Raw genomic sequence first — 19935 nt, 5'->3', positions numbered from 1 at the left:
GACATTCGCATGACTCAGACGACGCCTTCTTCACTGACCGATTCGCGTGACCGCCTGTTGAGCGGGCTTGAGGTCTATCGCGTGGGCGGCGCGGTGCGTGATGCGCGCCTGGGTTGGCCGTGGCACGAGTGCGACTTCGTGGTGGTGGGCGCGACGGTGGAAGACATGCAGGCGCGTGGCTTCCGGCCGGTCGGGCGGGACTTCCCGGTCTTCCTGCATCCGCAGACCCAGGAGGAGTACGCGCTGGCGCGTACCGAGCGCAAGTCCGGCCACGGGTATGTCGGCTTCAGCGTGCATGCCAGTCCCGATGTGACGCTGGAAGAGGACCTCATTCGTCGCGACCTGACCATCAATGCCATGGCCGAACCGCTCGACAGCACGCCGGGGCAGGGCGAGGTGATCGACCCCTACGGTGGCCTGGCAGATCTCGAGGCGCGCGTGTTGCGTCATGTCTCGAGCGCCTTCAGCGAAGACCCGCTGCGCGTACTGCGCGTGGCACGCTTTCTGGCGCGCTATCAGGGGCTCGGCTTCACGGTCGCGGAGGAGACCCGACAGATGATGGTTGCCATGGTCGAAAGCGGCGAGGTCTCGCATCTGGTGGCCGAGCGGGTCTGGAAGGAGACCGAGAAGGCGCTGGGCGAGGCCAGTCCCGAAGCCTACTTCCAGCTGCTCGATGAACTGGGGGCGCTGGCGGTGCTGATGCCGCCGCTGACCCGCGATGCCGAACAGCTCGCAGCGGCGCTGGCGCGGCTGGACCGCCTGCCGCGTCAGCTGGTCGATGAGGCGGAGATGGTCTGCTGGCGCATGGCGCGCCTGGTGGAGCACCTGTCACGCGACGAGATCGATGCCCTGGCGCAGGACTTGCGTCTGCCCAGCGCCGTGCGTGACGCCGCCCAGCAGGCGCGTCTGTGCCGGGAATTGAACGAGGCCTCGCGGCGGGAAGGTGGCGTGAGCGCAGCCGATCTCAAGGCCTGGCTGGATGGTGTCGATGCCTGGCGGCGTGGCGAGCGCCAGTCGGTGCTGGTGGCCCTGCTGGCGGTCGAGGACAAGGGGCTGGCACGGCTGGGCAATGCCGTCTGGCAAGCCGCGACGGCGGTGTCGCCGCAGTCTCTGGTCGAACAGGGCCTGAAAGGGGCGGAAATCGGGCGTGCGCTCAGTGAGCAGCGCCAGCAGGCCATCGAGCAGGCGCTGAGCGAATGGCAGGCCATGCCGGAAGTGCACGCGCCTCATTGCGGCTGCGGACACAGTCACTGAGCACCTGACCGCTGCTGAGCGCCTGATCTGTGCACCTGACCTGAGCATATGACCCCGAAAGCCCCGGCCCTGCGCCGGGGCTTTTGCGTCTTGGCCGCAGGAAGGGGCCTTGTGAGGCGGAGTGTGCGTTTGAGCAGAGCGTGTTTTTCATGAGCAGTACGCTGCGTATGAGCAAAGCATGCTTACAGGCGCGGCTCGCTGCCATCGCTCAGGCGGCGCAGATTCAGCGCATGACGAATCACGATCAGGCTGGCGAAGACCAGAATCACGCCGCTCATCTGCGGCGCCAGCCACAGGCTGAACAGGGGCGCCGCCAGTCCGGCCACCAGCGAGGCGATGGCCGCCGTACGCAGTCGCCAGGCCAGCCCGACCCACAGCGCGGCGCAGCTCAAGGCGACGCCCGGCGCCAGCATCAGCAGCACGCCAAAGGCAGCGGCCACGGCCTTGCCACCGCGATGGCCACGGTGCCACAGCGGCAGGCTGTGGCCGATCAGCACGGCCAGCCCGATCAATCCCAGTGCCCAGGGCGGCAGCGAGAGCGCCAGCCCCAGCCAGAGTGCCGGCATGCCCTTGGCGGCATCGAAGACCAGTACCAGGGCGGCGGGCAGTGCGCCATGCAATCGCAGCACATTGGAGAAGCCCGGATTGAAGGACCCCGCCAGGCGTGGGTCGGCCAGCCCCAGTCGCTGACAGATCCACACCGCGCCCAGCACCGAACCGCTGGCATAGGCCACGGCCATCAGCAGGCTCAACTGTTGCCAGCTGGCCAGTTGCGCGGCCCACTCGATCAGGCCCGTCAGCATGATGTCGACCCGCTGCGTGCCCGAGGTGTCGCACACAGGCAGGCAGAGAGGGGCAGGCAGCTTGGCCAAGCAGGGGCCGGGTGCAGTAGAATCAGTCGCATGATGGCGGGGCCTTGGGCGTCGTTTTATTCGTTCATTCGACAAGCATAGAGGTAACGCCGTGGATCGTGTGCTGATCGAGGCTCTGGTCGTGGAAACCGTGATTGGGGTCTATGACTGGGAGCGTACCATTCGCCAGCGTCTGGTGATGGATCTGGAAATGGCCACGGATATTCGTGCCGCAGCTGCCGACGATGACCTGACGCACACCCTGGACTACGCCGCCATCAGCGCGCGCATCCAGACCTTCGCCGAAGAAAGCCACTTCGAGCTGGTGGAAACCTTCGCCGAGCGCCTGGCAGCGCTGCTGCGTGAAGAGTTCGGCATTCCCTGGCTGACCATGACGGTGCGCAAGCCGGGCGCCGTGCCGGAAGCCGCCGCCGTTGGCGTGCGCATCGTGCGCGGTAGCCTCGAGACCGTCTCGGATGCGCCGGCATGAGTCTGGTACTGATCTCCATCGGTAGCAATATCGAGCGCGAGCATCATGTGCGGGTCTGCCTGGATGCGCTGGAGGCGACCTTCGGCAACCTGACGCTGTCCTCCGTCTACGAGAGCGAGCCGGTGGGCTTCGTCGACGGGCGCAACTTCCTCAATCTGGTCGCAGGTTTCGAGAGTGACTGGAGCGTCGGCGAATTGCAGGCCTGGTGCAAGCAGCTCGAGCTGGCCAATGGTCGCCTCAAGAACAGCGCCAAGTTCAGCCCGCGTACCCTGGATCTGGACCTGCTGACCGTCGGTACCCTGACCGGGGAGATCGATGGCGTGATGCTGCCGCGCGATGAGGTCGATCGCAATGCCTTCGTGCTGCTGCCGCTGGCCGAGTCGTTCGGCGAAGAGCGCCACCCCGTCACCGGCGAGGATTACGCTTCGCTTTGGAAGGCGTTCGTGGCCGCCGGGCGCGCCGAACAGCAGCCGTTGTGGCCGGTGGACTTCAGTTGGCGCTGCCGCATGATCTCGCGCGCCGATGTCACGGTCTGACGCTGCTCTCTGATGTCTCGGTCTGACGCCATCAGGCGCCACGTTGCCGGTGTCAGTGTCCGGCGGTGAGTGTGACCGACCCCTCAGCAACAACGCCCTGCCGATTCTCATCGGCAGGGCGTTGTTGTCTGGTAGGGTACTGGCGTCTGGCAGGGCGCTGTCGTCTGACAGGGCGCGGGCGTCTGGCAGGGCTCAGTCCTGCGCTGTGCTCGGGGCCGCCAGGCTGTCCAGCGGCCAGCGCGGCACGGCCTTCATCGGGCCGGTGTCCTGCTCGCCGGCATTCAGGCGCTGCGCGCCCACGTAGGCGATCATCGCGCCGTTGTCGGTGCAGAAGCGGCCGCGCGGGTAGTAGGCGCGGGCATTGCGCTTGGTCAGCTCATGGCTCAGGCGCTCACGCAGGCGGGTGTTGGCACTCACGCCACCGGCGACGACCAGGCGCTTGAGACCGGTCTGGTCCAGTGCGCGACGACACTTGATGACCAGGGTGTCGACCACGGCTTCCTCGAAGGCGCGTGCGATATCGGCGCAGTGCTGCTCGTCCAGGTCATCCGCGGCCTTGGCCTTCTTGAGCGTGACCATGGTGTGGGTCTTGAGGCCGGAGAAACTGAAGTCGAGCCCCGGGCGGTCCGTCATCGGGCGCGGGAAGCGATAGCGCCTGGGGTCGCCCTGTTCGGCCAGCTTCGCGACCTGCGGGCCACCGGGGTAAGGCAGTTCCAGCATCTTGGCGGCCTTGTCGAAGGCTTCGCCGGCGGCGTCATCCACGGACTCGCCGAGCAGCTCGTATTCGCCCAGTCCGCGCACCGCGACCAGCTGGGTGTGTCCGCCGGAGACCAGCAGCGCCACGAAGGGGAATTCGGGCGCGTCGTCTTCCAGCATCGGCGCCAGCAGGTGGCCTTCCATGTGGTGGACGCCGAGCACCGGCACTCCCCATGCCTTGGCGAGCCCATGCGCGGTGGACGCGCCGACCATCAGCGCGCCGACCAGGCCCGGGCCTGCGGTATAGGTGATGGCATCGATGTCAGCGGCCTTCAGCTGCGCCTCATCCATTACCTGCTGGATCAGCGGCAGCAGCTTGCGAGTGTGATCACGCGACGCAAGTTCCGGCACCACGCCGCCGAATTCGGCGTGCATGGCGATCTGGCTGTAGAGGGCATCTGCAAGCAGGCCCTGGTCCGTGTCGTAGATGGCGACGCCGGTCTCGTCGCAGGAAGTCTCGATGCCGAGCACACGCATGGCTGACTCTCAGGAAATATCAGAAGTAGAGGGCGGCACGGCCAGCGAGGCTGCCTGAGCGAGCCCGAGAGGCGTGTGTGCCGTGAATGCGCGACATTCTACTGGCTGTGAGCACGGGTGTCGCGCCAGCTGGCGTTGAGGCAGAGAGGATTTCCGGTTTCCGCGTTTGCAAAGCCGGGGGCGGGTGTCTAGAATATGGCACTCTGCAAGACTGGGTCGTGCATCCGACCACCCCGCAAAAGCTCCCCGAATCATGATTCCAGCCAGCGACGGCTACCCTCACCGGTGGTGTCGCAGGCGACTGATTGATGCTGGATCGACCTGCAGGTGGCGGTTTACCGTCGCTGGCTGGTGGCTCCTGAGGAGTGGCTGCACCGGATGTGCGTTCAAACCGAACTCATGATCTCAAGGTAGGTGAGTGTTTAATGCCTTCAGTTAAAGTACGTGACAACGAGCCGTTCGACGTCGCCCTGCGCCGTTTCAAGCGCTCCTGCGAAAAAGCCGGTGTTCTTTCCGAAGTGCGTCGTCGTGAGCACTACGAGAAGCCGACAGCTGTTCGCAAGCGTCAGCAGGCGGCCGCTGTAAAGCGCCACGCCAAGAAGGTTCAGCGTGAGCGCAAGCGTTTCGAGCGTCTCTACTGATCCGTACTTTTGGGGAGTGATACTCTGCTCTCTGGAAGGACACCAAGCGGCTGCCTCACGGTGGCCGCTTGTTTTTGTCTCTAGTGGTCCGTTTGTTCTCGAGCCGTGTGCCGTTGCCTGGCGCATGTCGCTAAATCGAGGAATGGCCTGACCCGAAGGTAGTCGCTCACTTTGCTGAGCCGTCACTATCTTGCGGTCAGTCCGTTTTTCCACGACTTCTGGCGAATCATGGCTGGTCTTATCCCCCAAGGCTTCATTGACGATCTGCTGGCCCGCACCGACGTGGTCGAGGTGGTGGGTGAGCGCGTCCAGCTGAAGAAGGCCGGCAAGAGCTATGTCGGCCTCTGCCCGTTCCATCAGGAAAACTCTCCCTCGTTCAACGTCATCCCGGACAAGCAGTTCTATCACTGCTTCGGGTGCGGGGCGAGCGGCAGTGCCCTCAAGTTCCTGATGGAGTTCGATCGCCTGCCGTTCCCCGAGGCCGTGGAGCAGCTGGCCTCGCGGCTGGCGCTTGAAGTGCCGCGCGAAGGCGGCAACCAGAGTCCGCACGAGCGCCGTGAGCGCCAGCGTCGCGAGCAGGCCCGCGAAGAGGGCGTCAATCTGCTCGAGGCGGCCGCGGACTTCTATCGTCAGCGCCTGACGGAACCGGCCGCGCAGCCGGCACGTGAGTATCTGGAAGGCCGTGGTCTGTCGCGTGAGGTCATGCGCGACTTCGGCATCGGCTTCGCGCCGGAAGGCTGGGAGCACCTCAAGCATCACCTGAGCAAGCTGGGTGTCAGCGAGGATGTGCAGATCGAATACGGTCTGCTGATCCATCACGAGGAAAGCGGTCGCCGCTATGACCGCTTCCGCGATCGCGTGATGTTCCCGATCCGTGACTGGAAAGGCCGTACCATCGCCTTCGGCGGTCGCGTGATGGGCGACGCCAAGCCCAAATACCTGAATTCTCCCGAGACTCCCGTCTTCCACAAGGGACGCGAGCTCTACGGTCTGTTTGAAGCCCGTGAGGCGAATCGCAAGCTGGAACGCATGCTGATCGTCGAAGGCTACATGGACGTGGTGGCATTGGCGCAGTACGGCATTCGCAATGCCTGCGCGACCCTGGGTACCGCGACCAGTGAGGAGCACCTCAAGCGCCTCTATCGCCTGGTCGATGAGGTGGTGTTCTGCTTCGACGGCGACAAGGCCGGTCGGCAGGCGGCGCGCCGCGCGCTGGAGACCGTGCTCGAGGTCATGATCGATGGGCGTCAGGCGCGCTTCCTGTTCCTGCCGGAAGGCGAGGACCCGGATTCCCTGGTGCGCAGCGAGGGTCAGGAGGCATTCGAGAAGCGTGTCACCTGCGCCTCCGGGCTCTCCGAGTTCCTGTTCGAGCAGGCCGCGGAAGGACGCGACCTCAAGCGCATGGAGCAGCTCGAGCGGTTCGTGACCCAGGCGCTGGAGTGGATCTCGCGCGTGCCCGAAGGGGTGCTGCGCTCGCTGCTGCTCAAGGAACTGGAGCGGCGCAGTGGTCTGGAGCGTGAGCGGCTGGATGCCATGCTGGTGGAGCGCGCCGCGGCGCGTGAAGCCCAGCAGGCACGGCTGCGTCAGCACCAGCAGCTACGTCAGCACCCTCAGCAACAGCAGCGTTCGCAACCGCAACAACGTCAGCCCGGCGCGACACGCTCGGCACCGCGCTCAGCGTCCGCTGCCAGTCCTCAGGACGGTGCGACGCTGAGTGACGCGCAGGACGAGTGGTCGTCGCTGGAGGCGATGGCAGATGCCGGCTTCGGCGACAGCGAGCCCGATGGCTGGCAGCCGGATGACTGGCAGTCGCATGGCGAGATGCCTGCGGGCCAGGGCGCTCAAGCCGCGCGTGCGACGCCGGCCAGGTCTCAGAAGCGCACCTCGGTCAGCATGCTGACGCGTCTGTTGCATCTTCTGGTGCACGAGCCGCAGCTGGTCGCCGAGCTGCCTGACTCCAATGAGTGGATCGAAGGAGCGGGCGAGCCGGCCGACAGCGAGGATGCGCAGCTGTTGAACGATGTGGTGCGTCTCTTGAAGGCGGGGCAGTATCGTTCGCCACAGGTGCTGTTGGCGCACTTCCTCGGTACCGCACAGGGACCGAGGCTTGAGCAGCTGGCGGCCCGCGAATTGCTGATTCCGCGTGACGTGCGCAGCGAAGAGCTGAAGGGGCTGGTGGAGCATTGCCAGCATCAGCAGGCGCGCACCACGCCGGAAGCGGAATATCAGGCCTTGCTGGCCAAGGAAAAGCGTGGCGAGAAGTTGTCGGCAGAAGAGAAGCAGCGGCTGATGGCCCTGCTGATGGAGCTGGCAACACGGCGCTGACGCAGTCTCGGTGCCAGGAAGGCCGACAATGGTGGAAATGCCGTGAGAGCTGAGGCGATGGCGCAGGAAAATACGCCCCATGGCCTTGAAAGACGCACTCATGCCCACTATTTAATGAGGTAGCTCCCGATGCGGACTGCCGCAACGTAACCGATAACGCTAACACACCTGGATGGTCCGGCAAATACGCCGCTGGCAGCATCTCCTGATGGCACGCTATACTGGTGCGCTTGATGCTCTCTTCGTCCCTATACCGGCGCCATGCTCACTCGCTGAGCCGCGTCGCGTCCAGGTGCTTCATTCTTCTTCGTCGAGATAGGGGTTCTATGGCTGGTAATGCGCAGCAGCAGTCGCGTCTCAAGGAGTTGATCGCGCGCGGCAAGGAACAGGGTTACCTGACCTATGCCGAGGTCAACGATCACCTGCCCGAGGATATCGCTGATCCCGAACAGGTGGAAGACATCATCAGCATGATCAACGATATGGGCATCAAGGTCGCGGAAGAAGCGCCCGATGCCGATACCTTGATGATGTCTGATTCCTCCACTGACGAGTCTGCCGCCGAAGAGGCCGTTGCCGCCCTCGCCGCGGTGGAAAGCGATGTGGGACGCACCACCGACCCCGTCCGCATGTACATGCGTGAGATGGGCACCGTGGAACTCCTGACCCGCGAAGGCGAAATCAAGATCGCCAAGCGGATCGAGGAGGGTACGCGTGAGGTGATGTCGTCGCTGGCATTCTTGCCGGGGGCAGTCGACTCCATCCTGGAAGCCTACGACGGCACTCTGGGCGAAGACGGCGGACGTCTGTCCGATCTCTTCTCCGGTTTCATCGACCCTGACGAAGGCGTGCCGGGTGTCGCCGAAGTCGAAGTCGAGGAAGTCGAAGAGATTCCCGAGGGCGAAGAGTCCGAAGGCGACGAAGACGAAGACGACGATTCCGCCTCTGAAGGTGGCCCGGACCCCGAGCTGGCCCGCGTCCGCTTCGAGCAGATCCGTGAGCAGAACGAGGCGACCAAGGCCGCCATCGAGAAGTACGGTTCCGGCTCTGCCGAGGCGAAAGCCGAACAGGACCGTCTTGCCGAGCTGTTCTCGCCGATCAAGCTGGTGCCCAAGCACTTCGAGCGTCTGGTCGGCCAGGTTCGCGTGTCCGTCGAGCAGGTGCGCGAGCAGGAAAAGGTCATCCTGCAGATCTTCGTCAAGCGCGGCAAGGTGCCTCGCAAGAGCTTCATCAAGGCCTTCCCGGGCCACGAGTCCGACATGGACTGGTTCGACAGCTTCATCGGTGGCAGCAAGAAGTACGCCGACAAGCTCGAGCCGTTCCGTGCCGACGTGCTGCGTGCCCAGCGCAAGATCGCCTTCGAGCAGGACATGGTCCAGCTGCCGGTCAGCGAGCTGAAGGAAGTGAACCGTCGCCTGTCGATCGGTGAAGCCAAGGCGCGTCGTGCCAAGAAGGAAATGGTCGAGGCCAACCTGCGTCTGGTCATCTCCATCGCCAAGAAGTACACCAACCGTGGTCTGCAGTTCCTGGATCTCATCCAGGAAGGCAACATCGGTCTGATGAAGGCCGTGGACAAGTTCGAGTACCGTCGTGGTTACAAGTTCTCGACCTACGCCACCTGGTGGATCCGTCAGGCGATCACTCGCTCCATCGCGGACCAGGCGCGCACCATCCGTATTCCGGTGCACATGATCGAGACCATCAACAAGCTGAACCGTGTCTCGCGTCAGATGCTGCAGGAAATGGGTCGCGAGCCGACGCCGGAAGAGCTGGGCGAACGTCTCGAGATGCCGGAAGACAAGGTGCGTCGCGTGCTCAAGATCGCCAAGGAGCCCATCTCCATGGAGACGCCGATCGGTGACGATGATGATTCGCACCTGGGTGACTTCATCGAGGACGGCACCATGGTCTCGCCGATCGACTCCGCCACCGGCGAAGGTCTGATCGAAGCGACCCGCGGTATCCTGTCCGGCCTGACCGCACGTGAAGCCAAGGTGCTGCGCATGCGCTTCGGTATCGACATGAACACCGACCATACCCTCGAGGAAGTCGGCAAGCAGTTCGATGTCACCCGTGAGCGTATCCGTCAGATCGAAGCGAAGGCGCTGCGCAAGCTGCGTCACCCGTCACGCTCCGAGTCACTGCGTTCCTTCATGGAAGAGTGATCTGAAGCGCTCGGGGCCACACCTCGACTGCTGGCCCCGCTGACAAGACAACGCCCGCCCCCATGCGAATGGGGGCGGGCGTTGTCGTTTGTGGGCTTTACGTTACGGGTCTTTCTCTACGGGATGTGTCGCCTTCAGGCTTTTCTTTACGGACCTTGCCACCTTCGAACTGCGTCGTTAAAGGTCTGCGTGATGTGCCCTGTGGGGCTATCAGGCGCCGTGGCGCAGCTGGTAAGACGAAGGCGTTGCCGCCACGCTGAAGACGACACGGCCCTTGATGCACTGACGGGAGACCGGCCCCATCTGCTCGCTGCTCAAGCCGTCGGGGTGCTCGCCGCGTAGCCACAGGCGGCCGTTGTCGTCGATGCGATGCAGGCGCTTGACCAGCTGGCCGAGCCTGGGATGTTCCACCACGACGGTGGCGCCGGGCGTCAGTCGCCAGCGACTGGGCCAGCGCATGCTGATGATGAGGCTGTGCTGCGGGAGACGGGGGGCAAGACTATGACCGTGCAAGCGGTAGCTACTGAACCAGCGCATGTGAGGCTCCTTGAGAATGAGGGCATGACACGGTCAAGATCCTGTCGGTGCTTTCCTGTGGCAGTGGCGATAGTTGAATTGTATCCACTGCTTAGTAAAATATAATCATTCTCATTTGATGTCCAGCCGTTTTCCGTCAGTGCCTCGCGCAATGGCTATCGAGAGACGGCTGTCTAGCGCAGCCTGTCGAGAGAAGACTGTCGAGCAGAGACAGTTGAGCAGAGACAGTTGAACAAAGACTGTTGAGAGTAGAAACGAAAAAAACCGCGGCTCAGGTGAGCAGCGGCTTTTGGGAGAGTCACGGGTCTGTCTATCTCTTGCGCTTCGTGCTGTGCTTCATGTCATGTCACTTCGCGTTACTTCATGGGGCAGGGCGAAGTGACGGCCATGCGACAGGTCATGCGCGCAGCTCGACAAGAGAGCCTTGCTGCCGGGCTCAGTCGTTGGCGTTGAGCTCACGCAGCAGGGCGCGGCGCTGGCGGCCCATGCGGATCGCCAGCAACACGATCTCGATCACGGCGATGGCCATCAGGGTGTAGCCGAACAGTTCGGTGACTTCCTCGGCGGCATTCTTGACCGAACGCAGGTAGGAGTCCCCCATCAGGGTTTCCCAGAATTCCGAGCGACCGTAGAGGCGTGAGAAGACGTAGGTCGCCAGGAAGCCGGCGCCGAACAGGCCGAACGCGAAGCTGCGTCCGAAGTGCTCGAACTCGGCAATGAAGCGGCTGCGGTTGCGCCATACGCCGATGATGACCGGGATCGCGACCACGCTGACCAGGAACTGCCAGCTGCCATCGCCGATCATGCCGTCGAGCAGGGCGTCCTGTTCACGGATCAGGGACGCCGCGAACAGGCCGAACAGCAGCAGGCTGATGGTGCGCAGGTCCGGCAGGCGTGAATGCACCAGCCACATGGTGGCTGCGCTCAAGGCCAGCAGAGTGCTCTGCATGTGTTCTGTCCAGCTGGCTTCGCTGAAGCCGACATCACCGAAGTGGTGGGCATCATGCATGACCAGCGACATCATCGCGGCCACCAGTGGCGCATAGATGGCCAGGCGCAGGCAGGCTTGCATGAAGAGCGAAGTGGGCTTGCGCCCATACAGCGGCTGTTCGGCGCTGATGGGGAGCGGGACAGCGTTATGGTGCTGGGTATGCGAAGTCAGGCGAGACAAGGGACTCTCCGGACAGTCCATGGACTGCCTGTCAGGGTGAGGGTGTTGTTTGCCTGCTCATTATAACGATGCAAAGGTGCTCAGTTAATATTCTGGTAAGAAAACTGTGAGATTCCATTTCAGCATCGATGTTGCGCCGAGCGGAAATGTTCGTCAGCTCTGACGTAACCGATCCCGCTCGGCTTCCTCGACGATCCAGTCATGCACGGCCTGGATGCGGCCATCATCCAGGGTGCCGTGGGGATGGACGATGACGTAGCGCTTGCCGGTCAGTACCCGTTGCGCGAAGGGCGCGATCAGCGTGCCGCGCGACAGCTCGTCGGTGATCAGCGTGCGCCTTGCCATCGCGACTCCCATGCCGGCGATGGCAGCCTCCATCGACAGGTGGTTGCGGTTGAAGGTATAGCCACGCTGAACGTTGATCTCGGGCGCGCCGATGCTGGCCAGAAAGAATTCCCACTCGGCGTGATCGTGGCTGCCGCGCCAGGCGGTGATGTCGTGCAGCAGCGGATACCAGGCGAGGTCCTCTGCGCTGCGCAGCGGCGGGCGGCCGCGCATCAGGCCGGGATGGCAGACGGGGAAGATCTCCTCTTCCATCAGGTCGGTGACCTGCATGCCCGGGTAGTGGCCGTCGTTGAGGTCGACCGCCAGCTCGAAATCACCCTCGCGCAGCGGAGAGTCACTGTCCTCTGCGCGCACGTGCAGCTCGATATCCGGAAAGCGTGCCTGCAGGCGCGGCAGCCGGGGCGCCAGCCATTTGGAGAGAAATGACGGCACCGAACGCAACCTGAGCACACCGCTCATCAAGCCGCTGCGCAGCCGTTTGACCTCCAGCCCCACCGCGCTATAGGACTGCTCCACCACGCGCGCCAGTCGCGCGCCTTCCCCTGTCAGCTCGAGTCCGCGTGAACGACGCAGAAACAGCTTGAAGCCCAGCCGCTCCTCCAGCTGCTTGATCTGCTGACTCACCGCGCCCGTGGTGACGTGCAGTTCTTCCGCCGCACGCGTGAAGGAGCCATGACGCGCGGCGCAGGCGAAGACCTGCAGCCAGGCATGGGTCTGACCATTCAGGTGGCGCAGGCTCGGTGTGGTGGCGGGCGTGCCGGTCGCCGTCGGCGGCACGGCGGGGCCAGTACCAGGCGTGTTGTCGAGGGAAGACGTCATGGGCGGGTCTCATGCAAGCGCTGGAGGCAGATAGTGAGGGAGAAGCCGCGATGGCCAGATGCAGATGGCGGTGATAGCTAAAGGCATCAGGGCACAAGGTGGCGCGAAGAGCATAGTTTACGCCGTTTTTGATGCATAGGGTTTAGTCAGGCTAAACCCACGACCAATTTTTATGGTTTGTCGCGTCCCGCCCCCATCCATCATCATTGCCTCATCCACTGGCAGGCGCTCAGGCGCGGCGAGTTTCCGAGATGAGGTGTTGTCATGTCCATCAGTGTATTTGATCTCTTCAAGGTCGGTGTCGGCCCCTCCAGCTCGCACACCGTCGGCCCGATGCGTGCTGCCGCGCAGTTCGTCGAGACCCTGCGCTCGCGTGACCAGCTGGAGCGCGTGGCGCGCATCGAGGTGCAGTTGCATGGTTCGCTGTCTGCCACCGGCGTAGGCCACGGCACCGACAAGGCGACCATCCTTGGCCTGATGGGCGAGCTGCCGGAAACGATCGACCCTGCGATCATCGACCCCTGCATCGAAGAGCTGCTGGAGTCCCAGACACTGCTGCTCGACAACCGCATCGCGGTGCCCTTCGTGTGGGTACGTGACATGCAGTGGCACGATGCGCCGCTGCCGTATCACCCCAATGCCATGCGTCTGATCGCCTACGGCCATCGCGATGAGCTGTATCGCAATGTCTATTACTCGGTGGGCGGCGGTTTCGTGGTCGACGAAGTCGAGGCCGCGCGTGACCCGCTGCTGGAAGACGAAAGCCTGCGTCTGCCGTATGAATTCAACACCGCCAATGAGCTGCTGGCGCTGTGTCGCATGCACAAGATGCGCATCAGCGAGCTGATGATGGCCAACGAATGTGCGCTGCGCAGTGAGACCCAGGTGCGGCGTGGGCTATGGCGCATCTGGGAAGTGATGAACGAGTGCATCGACAACGGCCTGACGCACGAAGGCGTGCTGCCCGGCGGTCTCAACGTCAAGCGCCGTGCCAAGCGTCTGCATGCGCGTCTGCTGGATGTGGAATCCAGCAAGTCGATCATCACCTCGACCTTCTCGGCGATGGACTGGGTCAACCTGTTCGCGCTGGCGGTCAATGAAGAGAACGCGGCCGGCGGTCGCATGGTGACGGCGCCGACCAATGGCGCGGCCGGCATCATCCCGGCGGTGCTCAGCTATTACATGAAATTCCAGGAAGATGCTCGCGAGGAGGACGTGGTCGATTTCCTGCTCACGGCAGCCTCGGTGGGCATCCTGTGCAAGAAGAACGCCTCCATCTCCGGCGCGGAAGTCGGTTGTCAGGGCGAGGTGGGCTCCGCCTGCGCCATGGCGGCCGCCGGGCTTGCCGAGCTGATGGGCGCGACGCCGGAACAGGTCGAGAACGCGGCGGAGATCGGTCTCGAACACAACCTGGGGCTGACCTGTGACCCGATCGGCGGCCTGGTGCAGATTCCCTGCATCGAGCGCAATGCGATTGCCTCGGTCAAGGCGATCAATGCCGCCCAGATGGCGATGTGTGGCGATGGCGATCATTTCGTCTCGCTGGACAAGGCGATCCGCACCATGCGTGACACCGGCCGCGACATGCAGGACAAGTACAAGGAGACCTCCAAGGGCGGTCTCGCGGTCAACGCCATCGAATGCTGATACGACCGCTAGCCACTGGCAGGCTCCCTGACCTGGACTGGATTGAGTCTGACTGAATTGAGTCTGCGTGAATTTAACCCGCGCTATGTGAACCTGTGTGATGTGAGCCTGAGTCGAACTGCCATGACTTTCCGCCGGAGGCCTGCCGCCTCCGGCCAAACCCGTTGTCTCTTGTCAGGTACATGACCTCCGGCCAGAGGTCATGATCTCGGCAACCCTCGTTGACGCCTCTTCGGCGCGGTATTCCGCGACGGACAGGCGTCTTTTTTATGGCGGAAATAGCGCTCATCTCGACGGTTCGGCTCGGGTTGGCGGGGGAATCTGTCAGCCTCGAGATGTCTCGGGAGGGCTGCGTTGTAAAGAAGTCGCTGATATATCGGCTATTGGTCGAGTGAGCGCGCTTGCCGCTGGCAGCGCGCCTCTCGCTATTCTAGTTTACGTTAACGTCAGTTGCGCCGGTCGCAACGATGGAGCGCAACGATGATGCGTATCGAGGACCTATCAGTGGCGTCTGTTGATGGCGCCAGTGAATAGCGCCTGTTGATGCTGCGTTCGATGACGAGTCGCGATGTTGCGGGCATCCGCGCTGACGAACAGCCCTCATGTCTCTTGGAAGACACAGACCACCGGCTTGCCGGTCAGGACGGAGTACTGACATGCCATCACCGCCCATTCAGGGGCCGCGTGCCAGCGGGGGCGCATCAGCGACAGCCCCGATTCTCGAGACGCGTGGCTTGAGCAAGGACTTTCGAGGTTTCACGGCCGTCGATGACGTCAATCTCCAGGTGCAGGAAGGGCATATCCATGCCCTCATCGGCCCCAATGGCGCCGGCAAGACGACAGTCTTCAATCTGCTGACGCGCTTTCTGCCGGCTACCCGCGGCGAGATTCTCTATCGCGGCAAATCCATCACTCGCATGAAGTCGCATGAGATCGCGCGCCTTGGTTTGGTGCGCTCCTTCCAGATATCGGCGGTGTTTTCCCAGATGACGGTGCTCGAGAACGTGCGGGTCGCCCTGCAACGCCCCCAGGGCACCTCGTTTCATTTCTGGAAGCCGGAACGCAGCCTCGACAGCCTGAACGAGCAGGCGCTGCATCTGCTGGAGCAGGTAGGGCTGCGCGATGACGCCCACCGTGTGACCGCCAGTCTGCCCTATGGCCGAAAGCGCGCGCTGGAGCTGGCGACCACGCTGGCGCTTGAGCCCACGGTGATGCTGCTGGACGAGCCGACCCAGGGCATGGGCGCCGAGGATGTGGACCGCGTGGTCGAGCTGATTCGTGTCGCGGCGCGGGGCCGTACGGTGCTGATGGTCGAGCACAATCTGAGCGTGGTCAGCCGTCTGTGCGATCGCATCAGCGTGCTGGCGCGCGGGCGGGTGCTGGCGGAGGGCGACTACGCCTGCGTATCGGCCAATCCTGAGGTGCGCGAGGCGTATCTGGGCAGTGAAGCGCCCGAGTCCACGGCGGATGAGCACAAGGAGGTTTCATGACGGTGGTTATGGAACAGGCGACGGACGGGCAAGCCTCGGCGGCCAACTCGCCGCTGGGGGAAGAGCAGCTCTGCCTGCGCGAGCTTAATGCCTGGTATGGCGAGTCCCATGTGCTGCATGGCGTCAACATGACGGTGCGGCGCGGCGAACTGGTGACCTTGCTGGGGCGCAACGGGGCCGGACGCAGCAGCACGCTGCGCGCGATCATGAACATGGTCGGCCGGCGCAGCGGCGACATCCTCATCAAGGGACAGGACAGCATGGGGCTGGCGCCGCATCGCATCGCTCATCTCGGTGTCGGCTTCTGCCCCGAGGAGCGTGGCATCTTCGCCAGCCTGAGCGTCGAGGAGAATCTGCTGCTGCCACCGCTGGTCAAGAGCACAGGACATGGTCAGAGCCAGGGGCAGGGCCGGAGCCAGGGCCAGGGCCAGGGCATGTCGCTGGATGAGCTCTATGCGCTGTTCCCCAATCTGCATGAGCGGCGCACCAGTCAGGGCACGCGTCTCTCCGGTGGCGAGCAGCAGATGCTGGCGCTGGCGCGCATCCTGCGCACCGGAGCGGACCTGCTGCTGCTGGATGAGATCACCGAGGGTCTGGCGCCGGTCATCAACCAGAAGCTGGCCGAAGTGCTGATGATGCTGAAGGCGCGCGGCATGACCATCGTGCTGGTGGAGCAGAACTTCCGCTTTGCCGCACCGCTGGCCGACCGTCATTACCTGATGGAGCACGGCACCATTCTGGAAGAGATCAGCGCGGCCGAGTTACCGGCCCGCCACGAATATCTGCACAAGGTACTGGGGGTCTGAGCTCCCGCTCGGGCTGAGCTGCACAGGGCTGGCCGCCATGCACGGCCTTGCACTCGCCAATCTGAAGTCCGTACGTCTCGCCACAACAATCACAATATTGCCGGGCAATCCGGTCTGGAGATGTCATGCAAGCCACCGTTTCATCCAACGCCACCGTTTCATCCAACGCCACCCCTGTCGCGTCACCGTTGTCACGCCGCATCACGGCGGCCACACGCCGGCGCCTGTTGCCGCTGTCCGCGCTCATGATGGGGTCACTGCTGTCGGCGGGAATCGCGCAGGCCGATATCAGCGACGGCGTGATCAAGATCGGCTATCTGGCCGACATGTCGGGCACCTATCGTGACCTGGCCGGCCCGGGCGGTCTCGATGCGCTCAAGATGGCCGTCGAGGACTTCGGCGGCAGCGTCAACGGCATGCCGATCGAGGTATTGAGTGCCGATGACCGCAACAGCGCCGATGTCGGTGCCAATACGGTGCGCGGCTGGATCGATCAGCAGAATGTCGACATGGTCGCCGGGCTGGTGGCCTCATCGGTGAGCATCGCGGTGACGCGGATTCTCGCCGAACAGGACACGCTGGGTATCGTTTCCGGCTCGGCGGCTTCCAGCATCACCAATGAGCATTGCACGCCCAATCATGTCCACTGGGTGTATGACACCTATCCGCTGGCGCACGGCACGGCCAAGGCGATCGTCGATGAAGGCGGCGACAGCTGGTTCCTTTTGACCGCGGATTACGCCTTCGGTCATGCCCTGGAAGGCGATGTGGAAAAGGTGGTGAACGAGAACGGCGGCACCATCGTCGGCAAGGTACGTCATCCATTCCCGACCAGTGATTTCTCCTCCTACATCCTGCAGGCGCAGGGCTCCGGGGCCAAGATCGTCGGGCTGGCCAATGCCGGGTCGGACACCGTCAATGCGTTGACCACGGCGAGTCAGTTCGGCGTGGTGCAGGCCGGGCAGTCGCTGGCGGGGCTATTGATCTTCCTCAATGACGTGCATGCCCTGGGGCTTGAGGTGGCGCAGGGGCTGCAGCTCACCACCGGCTGGTACTGGGACCTCAATGACGAGACACGTGCCTGGTCCCAGCGCTATCACGAGCGCAATGAGCGCATGCCGACCATGGTGCAGGCCGGTATCTACTCCAGCACCCTGCATTACTTGAATGCGGTCGCGGCCACTGGCAGCGATGACACTGCCACCGTGCGCGCCAAGATGGGCGAGACGCCGGTCAACGACATGTTCGCCAACAACGGCACCATCCGTGCCGATGGGCGCATGGTGCACGACATGTATCTGGTCAAGGTCAAGGCGCCCTCCGAGTCCCAAGGCGAGTGGGATGTCTATGACGTGATCCGCACCATTCCCGGCGCTGAAGCCTACCGACCGCTGGCGGACAGCCAGTGCGAGCTGGTCAAGGGCTGAAGCCGAACGTCAGTCGAGTCGCTGAGGCGTATGGCATGGCGCTGCCGGCCGGATGATCGGCAGCGCCGAGCGGCTGACGCGAATGGGTGCTGAAAAGGAATGTGCGGATGACCATGATTTTTGGAATACCCCTGATGGTGCTGTTCGGTCAGCTGATGCTGGGGCTGATCAACGGTGCCTTTTATGCATTGCTGAGCCTTGGGCTGGCGGTGATCTTCGGTCTGTTGCGCATCATCAACTTCGCGCATGGTGCCCAGTACATGCTGGGCGCCTTCGCGGCGCTGCTGGGAGCGCAATATCTGGGGCTCAACTACTGGGCGGCGCTGATCGTGGTGCCGCTGGTGGTAGGGGCCCTGGGCATCGTGGTCGAGCGTCTGCTGCTGCGGCGCATCCAGCATCTTGATCACCTCTATGGCCTGTTGCTGACCTTCGGGCTGGCGCTGATCTTCGAGGGCACGCTGGTGAATCTGTTCGGTGTCTCGGGGTCGAGCTATCCGATCCCCGAGGCGCTGAGTGGCGGCTTCAAGCTGAGCTTCATGTTCCTGCCCACCTACCGTGCCTGGGTGCTGGTGGCGGCATTGGTGGTCTGCTTCGGAGTCTGGTTCCTGATCGAGCGCACGCGCCTCGGTGCCTATCTGCGCGCGGGAACCGAGAACCCCGAGCTGGTGCAGGCCTTCGGCATCAATGTGCCCTTGATGGTGTCGCTGACCTACGGGCTCGGTGTGGCGCTTGCCGCCTTCGCCGGCGTGCTGGCCGCGCCCTTGTATCCCGTCTCGCCGACCATGGGCTCGAGCCTGCTGATCGTGGTGTTCGCGGTGGTGGTCATCGGCGGGATGGGCTCGATTCTCGGCGCCATCCTCACCGGGCTCGCGATGGGGCTGATCGAGGGGCTGACCAAGGTGTTCTATCCCGAGGCCGCCAATACGGTGATCTTCGTGGTGATGGTGATGGTGTTGATGCTTCGCCCTGCCGGGCTGTTCGGAAAGGAGGCCTGACATGGCCGTACTGCAACAGGATCACCAGGCCGCGCGTGCAGGCAGCGCGCCGCGCAGAATCACCCCGCTGGGCATGCTGTATCTCGTGCTGTTCCTGCTCGGGTTGCTGGCGCCCTGGGTCGCCTATCCCGTCTTTCTGATGAAGATTCTGTGCTTTGCGCTGTTCGCCAGCGCCTTCAATCTGCTGCTCGGGTTCGTGGGGCTGCTGTCCTTCGGGCATGCCGCCTTCCTGGCCACGGGCGCCTATATCACCGGCTTCTTGCTCGCGGAATACCCGGGCCTGAGTCCGGCGCTGGGCATCGTGGCCGGTACGCTCGGCGCGGTAGTGCTGGGGACGTTATTCGGGGCGCTGGCCATCCGACGGCAGGGCATCTACTTCGCGATGATCACGCTGGCCCTGGCCCAGATGATGTTCTTCTTCTTCATCCAGGCGCCGTTCACCCACGGGGAAGATGGCCTGCATGGCGTGCCGCGCGGTGAGCTGTTCGGCGTGTTCGATCTGGCGAACAACCACACCCTCTATTACTTCGTGTTCGCGATCTTCGTGGCGGCCTTTGCCCTGATCCGGCGCGTCGTGCATTCCCCCTTCGGTCAGGTGCTGAAGGCCATCCGCGAGAATGAACCGCGCGCCATCTCGCTGGGCTATCACACCGATGCCTACAAGCTGGTGGCCTTCGTGCTGTCCGCGGGGCTGGCGGGCCTGGCGGGAGCGACCAAGACGCTGGTGTTCCAGCTCGCCTCGCTGGGTGATGCCAGCTGGCACATGTCGGGGGAGGTGATCCTGATGACATTGCTGGGCGGCGTCGGCACGCTGCTCGGGCCACTGGTGGGCTCCGGGCTGGTCATCGGGCTGCAGCATCAGTTGGCGCAATCCGCGCTGGGGGATTGGGTCAGCGTGATTCTGGGCGCCATCTTCGTGGTCTGCGTGCTCAGCTTCCGCAGCGGCATCATCGGGGAATGTCAGCGCTGGATCGCGCGTCGTCAGCAGCGGGAAGAAAAATGAGCGGCGAGAAGCGAGAGGGGGGAAGCGAGACAGAGTGAGTGGCCCATCGTGCTCTGAAGCAAAGAAATCAATGACTTGCCGATGACTTCAGGCATAAAAAAAGTCCACCCCAAATAGGGTGGACTTAAATGCCATTGTATATCGAGGGGGATACGCCGGTCCCGGATCCTCGACTCAGCAATGAGCACGCCATGCGAGAT

General features: G+C 63.5%; 17 protein-coding genes. 12 read left to right on the top strand and 5 right to left on the bottom strand.

Annotation, left to right across the window (positions count from 1 at the left end; translation table 11 throughout):
* The first annotated feature begins 9 nt into the window (after positions 1-9).
* Positions 10-1254, top strand: a complete 1245-nt coding sequence (locus R1T44_RS16605; protein ID WP_216060519.1) for a polynucleotide adenylyltransferase — start codon at positions 10-12, stop codon at positions 1252-1254.
* Between the two features lie 182 nt (positions 1255-1436).
* Here the strand turns inward: R1T44_RS16605 and R1T44_RS16600 are convergent, their stop codons facing one another.
* Complete coding sequence (locus tag R1T44_RS16600; RefSeq protein WP_284726925.1) at positions 1437-2057, bottom strand: glycerol-3-phosphate acyltransferase; 621 nt, start codon at positions 2055-2057, stop codon at positions 1437-1439.
* A gap of 160 nt (positions 2058-2217) precedes the next feature.
* Here R1T44_RS16600 and folB point away from each other — a divergent pair, with 160 nt between their 5' ends.
* Together folB and folK are read left to right on the top strand one after the other, a co-directional pair.
* On the top strand, positions 2218-2595 hold the full coding sequence (gene folB / locus R1T44_RS16595; protein ID WP_284726926.1) for a dihydroneopterin aldolase: 378 nt from the start codon (positions 2218-2220) through the stop codon (positions 2593-2595).
* Positions 2592-3131, top strand: coding sequence for a 2-amino-4-hydroxy-6-hydroxymethyldihydropteridine diphosphokinase (gene folK / locus R1T44_RS16590; protein WP_284726927.1), 540 nt, complete (start codon positions 2592-2594; stop codon positions 3129-3131). Before folB ends, folK begins: the two co-directional genes overlap by 4 nt.
* A 192-nt stretch (positions 3132-3323) precedes the next feature.
* On the opposite strand, the gene tsaD is transcribed toward folK, so the two are convergent.
* Positions 3324-4364 (bottom strand): tRNA (adenosine(37)-N6)-threonylcarbamoyltransferase complex transferase subunit TsaD, encoded by a 1041-nt coding sequence (gene tsaD / locus R1T44_RS16585; RefSeq protein ID WP_043334645.1) that lies wholly within the window; start codon positions 4362-4364, stop codon positions 3324-3326.
* 425 nt (positions 4365-4789) lie between these two features.
* Between tsaD and rpsU the strand changes: the two genes are divergently transcribed.
* From rpsU to rpoD, 3 genes are all read left to right on the top strand, one after another.
* Positions 4790-5005, top strand: a complete 216-nt coding sequence (gene rpsU / locus R1T44_RS16580) for a 30S ribosomal protein S21 (protein ID WP_024951433.1) — start codon at positions 4790-4792, stop codon at positions 5003-5005.
* A gap of 228 nt (positions 5006-5233) precedes the next feature.
* Positions 5234-7330 carry a DNA primase gene (gene dnaG, locus R1T44_RS16575; protein WP_284726928.1) on the top strand — a complete coding sequence of 699 codons (2097 nt, stop codon included), beginning with the start codon at positions 5234-5236 and terminating at the stop codon, positions 7328-7330.
* A gap of 326 nt (positions 7331-7656) precedes the next feature.
* Entirely contained in the window at positions 7657-9495 is a 1839-nt protein-coding gene (gene rpoD / locus R1T44_RS16570; protein ID WP_043334650.1) for an RNA polymerase sigma factor RpoD, read from the top strand.
* Between the two features lie 210 nt (positions 9496-9705).
* Here the strand turns inward: rpoD and R1T44_RS16565 are convergent, their stop codons facing one another.
* The 3 genes from R1T44_RS16565 to R1T44_RS16555 all read right to left on the bottom strand — a co-directional run bounded on the left by R1T44_RS16565 (position 9706) and on the right by R1T44_RS16555 (position 12367).
* On the bottom strand, positions 9706-10032 hold the full coding sequence (locus R1T44_RS16565) for a S24/S26 family peptidase (protein WP_317292305.1): 327 nt from the start codon (positions 10030-10032) through the stop codon (positions 9706-9708).
* Between the two features lie 436 nt (positions 10033-10468).
* Entirely contained in the window at positions 10469-11203 is a 735-nt protein-coding gene (locus R1T44_RS16560; RefSeq protein WP_107335965.1) for a hypothetical protein, read from the bottom strand.
* A 153-nt stretch (positions 11204-11356) separates the two neighbouring features.
* Complete coding sequence (locus R1T44_RS16555) at positions 11357-12367, bottom strand: LysR substrate-binding domain-containing protein (RefSeq protein ID WP_284726929.1); 1011 nt, start codon at positions 12365-12367, stop codon at positions 11357-11359.
* 264 nt (positions 12368-12631) lie between these two features.
* Between R1T44_RS16555 and R1T44_RS16550 the strand changes: the two genes are divergently transcribed.
* The 6 genes from R1T44_RS16550 to R1T44_RS16525 all read left to right on the top strand — a co-directional run bounded on the left by R1T44_RS16550 (position 12632) and on the right by R1T44_RS16525 (position 19735).
* Positions 12632-14014, top strand: coding sequence for an L-serine ammonia-lyase (locus tag R1T44_RS16550; RefSeq protein WP_043334655.1), 1383 nt, complete (start codon positions 12632-12634; stop codon positions 14012-14014).
* A 656-nt stretch (positions 14015-14670) separates the two neighbouring features.
* The gene (locus R1T44_RS16545; RefSeq protein WP_284726930.1) at positions 14671-15504 is read left to right on the top strand and encodes an ABC transporter ATP-binding protein; all 834 of its coding nucleotides are present in this window, start codon (positions 14671-14673) and stop codon (positions 15502-15504) included.
* A gap of 8 nt (positions 15505-15512) precedes the next feature.
* Positions 15513-16310 carry an ABC transporter ATP-binding protein gene (locus R1T44_RS16540; RefSeq protein ID WP_457851508.1) on the top strand — a complete coding sequence of 266 codons (798 nt, stop codon included), beginning with the start codon at positions 15513-15515 and terminating at the stop codon, positions 16308-16310.
* Between the two features lie 245 nt (positions 16311-16555).
* Positions 16556-17737 carry an ABC transporter substrate-binding protein gene (locus tag R1T44_RS16535; protein ID WP_284726943.1) on the top strand — a complete coding sequence of 394 codons (1182 nt, stop codon included), beginning with the start codon at positions 16556-16558 and terminating at the stop codon, positions 17735-17737.
* Between the two features lie 107 nt (positions 17738-17844).
* On the top strand, positions 17845-18732 hold the full coding sequence (locus tag R1T44_RS16530) for a branched-chain amino acid ABC transporter permease (protein ID WP_225347307.1): 888 nt from the start codon (positions 17845-17847) through the stop codon (positions 18730-18732).
* A 73-nt stretch (positions 18733-18805) separates the two neighbouring features.
* Complete coding sequence (locus R1T44_RS16525; protein ID WP_199852415.1) at positions 18806-19735, top strand: branched-chain amino acid ABC transporter permease; 930 nt, start codon at positions 18806-18808, stop codon at positions 19733-19735.
* The last annotated feature ends 200 nt before the right edge of the window (positions 19736-19935 follow it).

The sequence above is a fragment of the Cobetia amphilecti genome (assembly GCF_032923285.1).
Taxonomy (GTDB): Bacteria; Pseudomonadota; Gammaproteobacteria; order Pseudomonadales; family Halomonadaceae; genus Cobetia; species Cobetia amphilecti.
The sequence above is the reverse complement of the archived record's forward strand: the minus strand, read 5'-3'. Positions and strand labels throughout refer to the sequence as shown.